Genomic DNA, 12,565 nt, shown 5'->3' with positions numbered 1-12,565 from the left:
CCTTGAACTAGCCAGGCCGCGTTGGCCCCTTGCCGTATGGGAAGGCAATGGCCAGGGCCCTGGCCCCGATCAGGGCCAGAATGCCCAGGCTCCACACCAAAACATCCAGGCCCTTGATTTCGCCGGAAAACAAACCCAGCATCATCTCGCGCAGCACAAAGGCCACGGCCACTTCTACCAGGATCTCGGCGCGGATGCGATCGAATTCGAAGTAGTCCACAAAAGCCCGCACCAGCTCAAGCACAATCACCAGTGACAAAACGTTGGTCACCAGATCTTTGAGGCCCAGTCGCACCGTGGGTTGGCTTACCGCCAGGCCAAGATCCAGCAGGGTGCGGGCCACGCTGACCAGCAATCCCACCAACAGGGCTACCAGCACCAGGTTGAAGATAACCCTGGTAACAACTTTAAACAGCTCGAGCAGTCCTCTCTGGGTGATCATCCTTTCAGAGCCTAACACAAGCCCCTGCTTCTAGTCGTCCAGCCTGTCCACCACCTCAAACAGCCCCGCCAGATCCATCTTGGCGTAGATGGCGCTGGTGTTGATGTTGGCATGTCCAAGAATGCGAGCGGTGGCGTGCAGATCCCGGCTTTTCTTATATATGCGGGTGCCGGCGGTGTGGCGCAGCATGTGGGCCCCGTAGTAACGCTTAGGGAAGCCCAGGTTGCGGTAATGCTGGTTGAGCATTCGGCGCAGGGATTTATCGGTCATGGCGCGCCCGTAGGCTTTGCGCCCCCCCAGGTTAATCAACAGCGACGGCTCGCCGGGGGCGGCGTGGGCCAGGCGCAGTTTGAGCCAGTCCTGAATTTCCTGGGCCAGGGATTTGGAAAGCGGAACTGTGCGCTGCTTGCCGCCTTTGCCTGCGCGCACCACCAGCAAGCGCTCGGCCAGGCTCAGGTCGTCCACCTGCAAGTTAATTACCTCACTAATACGCAGGCCCGCCTCGGCCATCAGGCGCACCGCGATGCGATCGCGGCGATGCTCGGGTTCCGTTCCGGACAGATGGTTTAGGAGCTGTTTGTACAGATCCTCTGGTAAAGCCGGGCGCCGCTCTTCCGGAGGCGTGGGGTCGCGGGGTGAGTGCACTTGTGGGAGTTTGGCGGCGTTGGCCCACTCGAGCGCCCGATAAAAAGCCCGCACGCCGGCCAGATAGGTGGCTATTGATCCAGGTTTCAAGCGCTGGTGTAGGGCCTGCTCGAGGTTGCCGCCGTAAAGCTGTAGGTGGGCGATATAGCGGTCGAGGTCATCCCCGGAAACTTTGAGAATTTCCAGCGACTGGGTCTCAGACCAGGCCCAGGCCAGGTAATCGCGCACCGCCAGCCGGTAGTTCTCGAGGGTGCGCGGGCTCAGGGTGGCCCGCTTGCGGCTTTTGAGGGTGAGGTAGGCCTCGAGCAGCTCGAGCAAAACCGCCGGGTTGCGCTCGTGGGCGGCCCGGATGGCCTCGAGGCGCCGCTTGGCTGGGTCGTGCCAGTTTGTCAGAGGAACCAACATGCCCTCCAGTATACAAAATGCGCACTTAGGGAAATAAGTGGACATTTTGTGTCAACCTGTTTAGCAAACCTTAAGGTAACGCAGCCCACCACAACACCCCTGGCTATACTGCGCAGCGTATGGAAACCAACTTTGTGGCAGCCCTGCTGATGGCGGGCCTGGTGTTCGTCATCCTGTTCTCGGTCTGGTATCCACACACCCAACAGCAAAAAGCAGATCGGAACGTCCGGGCGCTTTCGCGCATGCTTCGGCATGCCCGAAGACACAACACCATGGTGCGTTACCACAATGGGGTGCCCTTCGTGGTAACCCACCAGCGGCGGGGACTGGTGTATATGCACGGGGGCAGGCTGGTTTCCCGGGAGCAGTTGGTGAACCTACTTGGTAGTGAGGCTGTGGTGCGCCAGGCGGAGCAGGAGGAATCTATGCAGGCCCCCAACCCCACCCGGCTCACCATACCTAGCTAATCGCTTTTTACCACAAGGGTTTTTCCAGGCGCAGCCGAACCAGGCCTTTTTGAACTGTGGCGACCTCGGTCGGGCTCAGGATAGCCAGCCCGCTGGGATGTTCCAGGGGTGCCTCGAGCACCAGCTTCTTCACCACCGGCTTTACTTGCGGCCTCAACTCCAGGCCCGCCTCCGGGCTGTCCCACTCGGTAAAGGCCAGGTCGTCGGCCTCGTTGAGATCCACGGCAAAGATTCGACTGGTCTTTCCATCGTGCTCATGTACCAGAAGCAGCCGGGGCTTGGGCCAGGCCAGGCCCACCACGCGGCTGCCGGGGGCCTCGAGCAAGTAAGCGTACTCGGCGAACAAGCCGTCCGGGTTGAGGCCCAGCAACACCAGGCGCAAAACCACCGAGCCTGCGGCTTTGCTGCAGTCGGGCAGGCACAGGGGCCGGCCGTTGATCAGCGCCAGGTAGTTGCGGCTTTCGTCCAGGGCCACCCCGCCCAGCAGGCCTTGCTCCACCCCGGCTGCAAACACAGGCGGCAGGGCTTCTCGAGCCTCGCGCTGGCCGATGGGGCCAAAGTAACGCGCAGCCTGGCTTTTCAGGTCAAGGTGCATAAGCTTCTGTCCACCCTCGAGCCAGGCCCAGCCCTCGCTGGCTACCGACACAGCCTCGTTAAGCGGGTAAAAGGCCTCCAAAACGGGTTTTTCCTCGAGTCGCAGGAGGCCTATGGCTTGCCGGTTGTGGTGCTTGAAGGTGGCCCAGGCGCGGCCAAATGGCCGGGCCTGTCCCAGGTGCACTAAGCTGGCCTCGAGCGCCGCCTCGGCCCATTCCGCTGGCAAAGCAACCCCGCTCACAGCGGCCAGGGGGGTGCTCTGCCCGGCCTCCGGCGGTTGAACGGCCTGCACACGGGTGAGCGCTTCGACGTTGCCGGCTGCCGGGGCCGACCGGGCCTGCTGGACAGTCCCAGCGGCCGGCGGTGAACTGATCTGTACAGGGTTGCCTGCAGATGTAAGCTGGCCGATGCGCCACAGGGCCCGGGCCATCTGGTAGCGGCTCACCGGCTCGCTACCTCTGAAAAGACCGTCCGAACCCAGTGGTAAGACTTCCAGGGCGGTCATCCGTAATACGGCCGCCTCTGCCCAGTGACCGCTGGGCAGATCGCCTGGACGCATGGCCTTGGCCGGGAACACCACCCCCAGGTTTTGGGCCAGTTTATCCAGCACCACCGCAAGCTGGTAGCGGGTCAGCACCGACGCCCCGCGGTAGGTTTGGTCGGGAAAACCCTGTACCAGCCCCTCCCCTACCATCCGACGGATTCCGGGCAGGGCCCAGTGGTTGGGCTTGACATCCTTAAAGCGCACCTCGGCTTCTCGTATGGGCAGCGGGCTGTCGGCCAGTACCCTGGCCAGGGTGGTGGCGAGCTGGTAGCGGTCGAGGGCCACCTCGCCCCGGAAGGTGCCACCGGGGTAACCCTGCAACCACCCGCGCTTAACGACTTCCTCCACCGCCGGGGCCGCCCAGTGGTCACCGGGCACATCCACCGGAAGGGCCAGGCTCCAGACCGTTACAAAGACCGTAACAAATGAGACAATCCTCATGAGCGGCATGATAGATTTCTAAATCGGGTTTTTTAGTGCATTAATCACTGAAAAGCGTTACAAAACACCCCTTTGGTGTGGCTCTAATGGGTGTGTAAAACAAAACTTTGATAAAGTAAGCGCGATCGGTGCGCCAACCATGACCTTGCCCTACCCCATCATCCTGGTGAGCTCTATCCTGGCGGTTGCGGCTGCGTACGCCTTAGACCGGGAGGGCATTCATGCGCTGCCGTGGATGATGTTTTTTATCGCAGTGGCCGCCAGCGCCTACGGATTCAGGGTGGGGCTGGCCTCGGCCCTGGGTTCGCTGGCGGTACTGATTTTTTTCGTACAACCCTGCTGGATTACCTGGTCATGGGGTTTATCCTGCTGTTATCGGCCTACCTGGCTGATCAGGTGGGGCGTAGCCTGCGAAAAGCGCACCAGCAGGCCCAGCAGATGGCACAGCTGCAGGATGTCTTTCTGCAGGGCCTCGAGGTCGTCCCCCGCTTTGGAAACCGCGAGCAGCTCCTGCGCCAACTCCCTGCCATGCTCGCCCAGCTACTGCAGGGTAGCCGGCTCCTGGTCTGGGTTCCTTCGGGTACCGGCCAGCTATCCTTGCTGGAAGATCCGGGGACCCGGCCGCCCGAGGCCCCCAGCCCGCTGGTGCAGCAGGCTTGGCAGTTGCCAGGCCAGGTTCATTGGAATGCCCAAAGCGCGCAGGATCGCCGGAGGGCTTCCCCATTGGGCTGGTGGGTGCCTGTTGCACAACCGGAGCTCCACGAGCTGGCCGTGGCCTTGCGAATACGCGATGAAACCGTGGCGGTCTTGCAGTTTCTGAGCAAAGACGCCTGGCAGCAGCAGGAGCGTGAGCTGTTTTTCCGCCTGGCCCAGGCCATTAGCCGGCAGCTCGAGCACCTGCACAACCTCGAGCTGCGCCGTCTCTTGCTGAAGGTGGCCGACCATCTGGCCTCGGCCAGCGATAAGCACAGGATTGCCGACGACGCGCTGCGTTTTTTGATGTCGGCGCTGGATATGGAAGCCGGAGCGGTTTTCCAATACCGCCAGGGGGCCATGCACGGGCTGGCCTGGCGCATCCCCAGAGAGCTAAGGCCTCAGCTTACGCCGCTGACCCGCAAGCTCCCCTACAACCACGGGTTGACCTGGCGGGCTTACCAGTCGGGGGCTGCGCAATTCTTTGAAAATTACTCGAGCCTTCCCGAGGCCATCCCGGAGCTGCAAGCGCTGGGCTTTGAGAGTGTCGTGGCCTACCCGGTTCACACCCGCGACGCCATGAAAGGTCGGGTGGTGCTGGTGCTGGGCAGTCGAAAGCCGGTGGCCTGGACGCGCAGCCGCAAAGAGATACTCCTGGGGGTGGAACGCCTGATCAGTTCGGCCCTGGAGCGAGTGCTGCTCGAGGAGCTTCACCAGCGGATCACCCGGCTGCTCACCGAGGCCTGGTCCTACCCCTCACAACAGGTGCACCAGCACATCCTCGAGGCCGCTGTGGAATTGGTACCCGGCAGCGATGCGGGCAGTCTGTGGATGCGCGAAGGGGATGAATACGTCTGCCAGGCGGCAATTGGCCCGGTATGGGCCTGCGAACAGCGCTGGAGCGAGGCGGCTTTTTTGGAATGGTATGGTCTCGCTAGAAGCCTGGCCCTGCGAGGCCAGCCCCGTATCCTTTACCAGACACAGCTTTTGCCAGAGGGCTGTGCGGTGAATTTGTGCTTGCCGGTAAGCCACCAGGGAAAGGTGCTGGCTTATCTGAATCTGGATAACCTTCACGACAGCGAGGCCTTTGCTGAGGACTCCCTCAACGCCGTGCAGCTCTTCTCCACTCCGATTGCCACGCTGATCCGCGAACTGCAAAGCCGCGAAGCCATGGAAAAAGCCGCCCTCACCGACAGCCTCACGGGCCTGTACAACCGCCGGGCCTTCGATCGGCGTCTCAAGGAAGAGTGTGAGCGGGCAGCCCGCTACCAGTACCCCCTCACTTTGTTGGTGGTGGATCTCAAAAACTTTAAGCCCATCAACGACCGCCTCGGCCATGTGATGGGCGATCAGGCCCTGATGGCGGTGGCTCGAGCACTTAGCCAGACCCAGCGGGCCGGCGATATGGTCTTCCGCTGGGGTGGGGATGAGTTTGCAGTGCTGCTGCCTCAGACGCCCAAGGAGGTGGCCGGGGTGGTAGGGGCCCGGATCCTCGAGGCCATCTCGAAGATCTGCCTGGGCGGGGTTTGCCTTTCGGCCAACATCGGCTATGCCAGTTTCCCCGCAGAAGCCCAGACGGCTGAAGCCCTTCTGCAGCTGGCCGACCAACGAATGTACGCCGACAAAAACGGAACTTCGCCCAAAACCAGCACCGACGGGCTCGAGGGATAGGGCACCTGCGCTTTAGCCCAGGCCGGCCTGGCCCGGCTTAGAATGGGGCTTATGTTGAAGGCCGTTCCCGGAACCAACGACATCTTTGCCCAGGCCAAGGAATACCCTTTTCGCGAGCCGGTTTTTCGCTACATTGTATCCACCGCCGAGGAAGTCCTGCGCGGGGCTGGGGCTCAGATGGTTTACACCCCCATTTTCGAGTACCTCGAGGTCTTTCAAAAAGGGGTGGGGCTCACCTCCGACATCGTGGTCAAAAAAGAGATGTTCGTGTTTGAGGATCGGGGGGGGCGGCTTCTGGCGCTGCGCCCTGAACCAACTGCATCCATCGTGCGGGCCTACAACGAGCACGGCATGAAGGTCTGGCCGCAGCCGGTTCGGTTGTTCACCTGGGGGCCCATTTTTCGCGGCGAGCGTCAGCAGAAGGGGCGTTATAAACAGTTTCACCAGGTCGATTACGAGGCCCTGGGTTTGTCGGATCCCTTGCTGGATGCCGAGGCCATTGCACTGATGGTGCGAATCTACAAAACCCTTGGCCTCAAGCACCTCGAGGTCAAGCTGGGCTCGGTGGGCGACCCCGAGGATCGCCTGCGCTATAACCAGTACCTGAGGGAGCTTTTTGGCCCTTATGCCAAGGATTTATCGGAGGACTCGAGGGTTCGGGTCGAAGCCAATCCCATGCGCATCCTGGACTCCAAGAGTGAACGCGACCAGGCCCTCATCGCCGAACTACAGCCCAAGCCCATGCTGGCCTTTCTGGGCCCGGCGGCGCAAAAATTTCACCAGCAGGTATGCAACTACCTCGATCGACTGGGGGTTGCCTACACGGTGGATCCAAATCTGGTGCGGGGCCTGGACTACTACGTCCGCACCGCCTGGGAGGTGCACCACGCCGGTATTGGGGCCAAGTCGGCCCTGGGGGGCGGTGGTCGCTACGATGGCCTCTCGGAGATGCTGGGGGGCCCGCCGGTGCCCGGCGTGGGCTTTGGCATCGGCATCGAACGGTTGGCGATTGCCCTCGAGCAGGAGGGGGTGGCCTTGCCAGCCGACCCCTGCCCTACCCTCTACCTGGCCCCCCTGGACGAGGCGGCTAAAATCGAGGTGCTGGCCCTGGCCGAGCAGCTCCGGCCTAAAGTTAACGTGGAGATCGGCTATACCCCCAAAAGCCCGCGCAAGGCCCTCGAGGAGGCCCTCAAGAAAGGAGCCCGCTATGTGGGCTTCATCGGCGAGGATGAACGGGCTCGAGGGGTGGTTACCCTGAAACACCTGGAAACCGGTGAGCAAAGGGCGCTCGAGCCCCTGCAGCTTCACAGCCTGTTCGAGGGCCCGGAGATAAAGTGATACCGGATTCGGAAAGACGGGCATTCTGACTCCTGGCGCCCACTTATTTGGCGCTGAACTGATCAGGTGATATTTTGTTATATATTTCACGATAAAAAGTGCTCGTGATAAAAATATTTGCCACACTTCGATTTTGATAACTTTTCACAAAAAGGTATGCTAAAGCCTATGCGTCGTACGCTTTACTGTGGGGAGTTACGCGAACATCATGCCGGTCAAAAGGTGGTACTGGAAGGCTGGGTTAACCGCAGGCGCAACCTGGGTGGCCTGATTTTTATAGACCTGCGCGACCGTGAAGGACTGGCCCAGGTGGTGGTCAACCCCGAGGCCTCCTGTTTTAGCGAGGCCGACCGGGTACGGGCTGAGTGGGTGATTCGCGTGGAAGGCTCGGTGCGACTTCGCCCGGCTGATCAGGTCAACACCAAACTCGCCACCGGGGCGGTGGAGGTCATCGCCGAACGCATCGAGGTGCTGGCCGAGGCCAAAACCCCACCCTTCCCCATCGATGCGGGCTGGCGCGGCGAAGACGATCCACACGTGGGTGAAGAGGTGCGGCTCAGAAACCGGGTGGTGGATCTGCGGCGCAGGCGCCTGCACCACAACCTGCGGCTACGGCATAAGGTGATTGCGGCAATTTATCGCTTCCTGGACGCGCGTGGGTTTATCAGTGTGGAGACCCCCTACCTCACCCGCTCGACCCCCGAAGGCGCACGGGACTTTCTGGTGCCCTCGAGGCTGGAACCCGGCCACTTTTACGCACTGCCCCAGTCGCCCCAGCTTTTTAAGCAGATGCTGATGGTGGCCGGCTACGACCGCTACTTCCAGATTGCCCGCTGCTTCCGCGACGAGGATCTGCGGGCCGACCGCCAGCCCGACTTCACCCAGCTCGACATGGAGATGTCGTTTGTAACCCAGGAGGATATCATCGCGCTCAACGAGGAGCTGGCCGCTTTCATCCTGCGCGAGACCCTGGGCCAGGAACCCACCCTCCCCTTCCCCCGCCTGACCTATGCCGAGGTGATGAACCGCTATGGCTCCGACAAGCCCGACCTGCGCTTTGGGCTGGAGCTACAGGACGTAACCGAGGCCTTTAAGGGGGGTGAGTTTCGCGCGTTCGCCGGGGCCGAGGTGGTCAAGGCCCTGGTGGTGCCGGGCCTGCTCTCCCGCCGGGAGATCGAGGAGCTCGAGACCACGGCAAAAAGCAAAGGCGCCGCCGGCCTGGCCTGGGCGCGGTTCGAAAACGGGGCGCTATCGGGCGGGATTGCCCGCTACATCCCCCCCCATCTACCCGAACAGCTGGGCCTCACCCAGGGGCAGACCCTGCTCTTGGTGGCCGGCCCATGGCGCAAGACCGTCGAGGGCCTGGGAGCGGTGCGGCTGGAGCTTGGGCGGCGGCTTGGCCTGATTAAGCCGGGCTTTAAATTCCTGTGGGTGGTGGACTTCCCCCTGCTGGAATGGGATGAGGAAGCAAGCCGCTGGACTTATATGCACCACCCTTTCACCAGCCCCAACCTAGAAGACCTGCACCTGCTGGACACCGACCCCGGTCGGGTGCGGGCCTATGCCTACGATTTCGTGCTCAACGGCAGCGAGATCGGGGGTGGCTCCATTCGTATTCATCGCCGCGACCTGCAGGAGCGTATGTTCACCTTGCTGGGCATCAGCCCGGAGGAAGCCCAGCAGAAGTTTGGCTTCCTGCTCGAGGCGCTATCCTACGGTGCACCGCCCCACGGGGGAATTGCCTGGGGGCTGGATCGTTTCGTGGCCCATCTAGCCGGCGAGGAATCGATTCGTGAGGTGATCGCCTTTCCCAAAAACAAAGAGGGCAAGGAGACCCTCACCGGCGCCCCCGCCCCGGTGGATGAGGCCCAGCTGGCCGCAGTGGGACTGGCTGTGCGGAGCAAGGTATGAGCGAACGGTGGGGCATATTTGCAAACACGCATGGGGTGAGGCATGTCTAGGGAGGGTCGGCGCATATCCTACCAGCTGGCCGATGCTTTTACCGAGGTGCCGGGCGGCGGCAACCGGGTTGCCTTGGTACTGGATGCGCGGGGCCTCACCACCGAGGAGATGCAGCAGGTGGCCGCCAAACTGGGACAGCCCCAGGCCGCTTTTGTAACCCACCGGGAGGGCAGTGCTTTCGAAGTACGCTTCTTCGCGGCCAATGGTGAGGTGGAGTTCAGCGGGCATGCCGCGGTGGCCCTGGCCGTTGCCCTATCGAGGGAAGTGGAGTCCTCCAGCGATCCGCGAAAGCTTTACTTCCGCACCATTGGGGAGTCGCTTTTGGTTGAGGTGGCCGATCGACGGGCTACGGTGCAAAGCCCCAGCCCTCGCTTCCGCGACCCCCCTCCCTGGAAAACCCTGCAAGAGATCATCGAGGTGATGGGGGCCAACGAGCGCTATATACACCGTGGGCTGCCCTACGGCATCACATTCACCGGCTTGTGGACACTTTTTATGCCACTGGTGGCCCCCGGGCTGGTGGATGCCCTCGAGCCCGACATGGAGCAGCTGGCCGAGCTCTCCGACGCGCTCGAGGTGGCCACCATTCACGCCTACGCGCCTTACGGCCCCCGCCGCTTTTATGCACGCACCTTTGCCCCGGCCCTGGGCATCCCCGAGGATCCCGTGACCGGTTCGCCCAACGCAGCCCTTGGTGCCCTGCTGGCCCGCGCCGGGGTGGTGCCCCGCTGGGAGGGCGAGGTATCCCTGAGCGTTACCCAGGGCCACCGCATGGGCGGCCCCGGCCAGGTAGAGGTGCGGGTTTCCTACGGCCCTGCGGGCAACATTCTAGGGGTGTTCATCGGGGGTACGGCGGTGGTGGCCGAGCATGGGGTGGTAGAGCTGGGCGGAAGCCCCAACTAAGCACCGGGATATCTTTTTGCATCCGGAAATCAGCAAAACACTTACAGGCGTGCAGACTTATGACCCAGAAGATACCCCAGCAAACCACAGCCCCGTCCATCCAACTGGCTCTAATCGATATCGACGGCACCCTCTTTGGGCCCCAGGGCGTACCCGAGTGCGCCTGGCAAGCCGCCCAGCGGGCTCGAGCCGCCGGCTTGCACCTGAGTATCTGCACTGGACGTCCCGGGCGAGGATTCGCGCTTGAGTATGCCAAGCGGCTGGATCCTGCGGGCCTGCACATTTTCGAGTCTGGGGCTGTGGTGCTCTCCGGACAGGGTGAGGTGCTACAGGCCGCTGCCCTACCGCCGTCGATCTATCAAAGGCTCCTGGCCCTGGGCCGATCCCACGGGCTACCGCTCGAGGTGTATACCGCTGAGGGCGGCTTTTATCGTGAAAGCCAGCACCCCGATCTGGTGTACCACGAAAGCATGCTGGGCTGCCCGGCTGTCATGCGCAGTTTAGACAATGTGGGTGAGCAGGTGGTGCGGGTGCAGTTCGTCTGGCGGGACTCCCCTAGCTGGCAGCTGGCGCGCGCACAAATTGCTCAGATGCCAGAAGTAGAGCTGCACGAGGCCACCAGCCCGGGCATGCCGGGGGTGGGTTTCAGTTCGGTCACAGCTGCCGGCGTCTCTAAACGGGCAGCGGCCGAGTGGGTGGCAGCCCGGCTGGGCCTGGATCTGAGTCGGTGTGCCATGGTGGGCGATGGCGAAAACGACCTCGAGCTAATCCAGGCGGCGGGTTTAGGCATTGCCATGGGGAATGCGCCGGAGCTGGTTAAGCGAGCAGCAAAACGGGTGGTTGGGCCAGCGGAGGCCTGCGGACTCGAACAGGCCCTGGCGATAATCATGCAATGGTAAAAACTTGTGTTTATTTTCACGATAACTTATGTTCGTGAAAGTGCTATCTAAATACGCTCATGATTAAACTTGTCGCACTCGACCTCGATGGAACCTTTTATGCCGGCCGCACCTTAGGTGTCCCCCCATCGGCCTGGGAGGCGGTGGAAAAAGGACGCCGCCATGGGCTTAAGTTCGCGGTATGCACGGGGCGGCCCCAGGGGGGGCATGGCCTCGAGTATGCCAAGCGCCTGGAGCCCAACGGGGCACATGTTTTCAACGACGGGGCCTCGGTCTGTGATGCGGCGGGCCGTCCCCTGGAGGCACATGCGCTGCCCCATCTTCCCGAGCTGGTTGGGCTGGCTCGAGCCCATGCCCTGCCCTTCGACCTGATGGGGGCCGAGGGGGGGCGCTACTACGAGGAAGGGTTGATGCCCCCGGAGCTGCTATCGCACGTCGAGATCACCGGGGTTGAAGCCCGCTCAGCCCGCCTCGAGGAGATTGAAGAAACCCTGGTACGGCTGTGGTTCGTGGTCAGTGACCTAGGCCTGTGGGAGAGCATCAAGCCCGAGCTGATCCGCCTGCCTTTCATCGATTTGGCCGAGTACATCAGCCCCCGCGAGGTCATCGCTGGGGTTATTCGCAAAGGCGTCTCCAAGGCCACTGGCCTGCGCTGGCTGGCCCAGTACTACGGCCTGTCACTGAGCGAAATCGCCATGATCGGCGACAGCCACAACGACCTCGAGGCCATCCGCGAGGCCGGGCTTGGCATCGCCATGGGCAATGCGGTAGACGATATCCGCACCGCCGCCAGGCACGTCACCGGGCACGTGCGCGAAGATGGCTTTGCCGAAGCGATCGAGTACATTCTGGCGTACAACCGTCAAAACCAGTTGTAATACCAGATGGCGATACCGCCCCTTGGAAGGGGTGCTCTAGAATTCAAAAAGGCAGTCAACCATAAGCAAATCTGGTATACAAGCCGGGATATTCTTCCCTTCGCAAACCCCGGCCCTGGCGCCAGTATGAATGCATGTTCGGTATTCGCGACCGGGAACTCGGCGTGCTGGTTGCTTTGATGTTCGCGCCCTTTGGTCTGCAACTCCTGGGATGGGCCGGTACGCCGCTGGGTGGGGGGCCTTGTGGCGCTATCAGCCCGAACCAATGGCTGCTCGAGCAGCCTCAAGCCTTCTTTTATGCACAAATTATGCTGTGGGGCATCGCATTGCTTATGGCCACTGGGTTTTTCATTCTGATGCTGGGCTTCATGCACAATGGCATGGTGCCCAAAGCACAGGCCCGTCCGTTTGTCTGGACAGGACAAGCCATCGGGGGCCTTACGGCCGCTATCTACGTGCTCACCCGCACCACCGGGCTGCCCACGCCAAGCCCCCTCGGCTGGCTGCTCTCCGGCGCTGAACCCATGGATGCGCTGGGGGCAATAATTCTGTTGGTGCTGGTGGCCCACGGCGTCTGGGCCCTACGCTGGCAAAAACGCGCCTATGCCCACCCTGTGCCGTAGCCCAGCCGCGACAGGCCCTGGATCGTTTCGCCGCTGCAAGTATCTATGTTAGGATATTTT

11 protein-coding genes are annotated in these 12,565 nt (G+C 62.0%); 8 read left to right on the top strand and 3 right to left on the bottom strand.

The window, feature by feature from the left end; translation table 11 throughout:
- Positions 1-7 precede the first annotated feature (7 nt).
- On the bottom strand, positions 8-442 hold the full coding sequence (locus MTAI_RS07135; RefSeq protein WP_036196832.1) for a phosphate-starvation-inducible PsiE family protein: 435 nt from the start codon (positions 440-442) through the stop codon (positions 8-10).
- Between the two features lie 30 nt (positions 443-472).
- Positions 473-1,492, bottom strand: coding sequence for a tyrosine-type recombinase/integrase (locus MTAI_RS07130; protein WP_027886864.1), 1,020 nt, complete (start codon positions 1,490-1,492; stop codon positions 473-475).
- A gap of 119 nt (positions 1,493-1,611) precedes the next feature.
- Here MTAI_RS07130 and MTAI_RS07125 point away from each other — a divergent pair, with 119 nt between their 5' ends.
- A complete protein-coding gene (locus MTAI_RS07125) occupies positions 1,612-1,959 on the top strand; it encodes a hypothetical protein (RefSeq protein WP_027886865.1) in 348 nt (115 codons plus the stop codon).
- Positions 1,960-1,966: 7 nt separating this feature from the next.
- Here MTAI_RS07125 and MTAI_RS07120 read toward each other — a convergent pair whose 3' ends face one another.
- Entirely contained in the window at positions 1,967-3,538 is a 1,572-nt protein-coding gene (locus tag MTAI_RS07120) for an S-layer homology domain-containing protein (protein ID WP_223299666.1), read from the bottom strand.
- A gap of 354 nt (positions 3,539-3,892) precedes the next feature.
- Here MTAI_RS07120 and MTAI_RS07115 point away from each other — a divergent pair, with 354 nt between their 5' ends.
- The 7 genes from MTAI_RS07115 to MTAI_RS07085 all read left to right on the top strand — a co-directional run bounded on the left by MTAI_RS07115 (position 3,893) and on the right by MTAI_RS07085 (position 12,505).
- Positions 3,893-5,902: a diguanylate cyclase domain-containing protein gene (locus tag MTAI_RS07115; RefSeq protein ID WP_245453098.1), complete on the top strand. Its 2,010-nt coding sequence runs from the start codon at positions 3,893-3,895 to the stop codon at positions 5,900-5,902.
- 51 nt (positions 5,903-5,953) lie between these two features.
- Positions 5,954-7,240, top strand: coding sequence for a histidine--tRNA ligase (hisS, locus tag MTAI_RS07110; protein WP_027886867.1), 1,287 nt, complete (start codon positions 5,954-5,956; stop codon positions 7,238-7,240).
- A gap of 168 nt (positions 7,241-7,408) precedes the next feature.
- The gene (gene aspS / locus MTAI_RS07105) at positions 7,409-9,151 is read left to right on the top strand and encodes an aspartate--tRNA ligase (RefSeq protein ID WP_027886868.1); all 1,743 of its coding nucleotides are present in this window, start codon (positions 7,409-7,411) and stop codon (positions 9,149-9,151) included.
- Between the two features lie 42 nt (positions 9,152-9,193).
- Positions 9,194-10,105, top strand: a complete 912-nt coding sequence (locus tag MTAI_RS07100; protein WP_027886869.1) for a PhzF family phenazine biosynthesis protein — start codon at positions 9,194-9,196, stop codon at positions 10,103-10,105.
- 59 nt (positions 10,106-10,164) lie between these two features.
- Positions 10,165-11,004: an HAD family hydrolase gene (locus MTAI_RS07095; protein ID WP_036196835.1), complete on the top strand. Its 840-nt coding sequence runs from the start codon at positions 10,165-10,167 to the stop codon at positions 11,002-11,004.
- Positions 11,005-11,063: 59 nt separating this feature from the next.
- Positions 11,064-11,882: an HAD family hydrolase gene (locus tag MTAI_RS07090; RefSeq protein WP_027886871.1), complete on the top strand. Its 819-nt coding sequence runs from the start codon at positions 11,064-11,066 to the stop codon at positions 11,880-11,882.
- Positions 11,883-12,016: 134 nt separating this feature from the next.
- Positions 12,017-12,505 (top strand): hypothetical protein, encoded by a 489-nt coding sequence (locus MTAI_RS07085; protein WP_027886872.1) that lies wholly within the window; start codon positions 12,017-12,019, stop codon positions 12,503-12,505.
- Positions 12,506-12,565 lie beyond the last annotated feature (60 nt).

The sequence above is a fragment of the Meiothermus taiwanensis WR-220 genome, from assembly GCF_003568585.1.
GTDB classification, from domain to species: domain Bacteria; phylum Deinococcota; class Deinococci; order Deinococcales; family Thermaceae; genus Meiothermus; species Meiothermus taiwanensis.
This window is presented reverse-complemented; position numbering and strand designations above follow the sequence as displayed.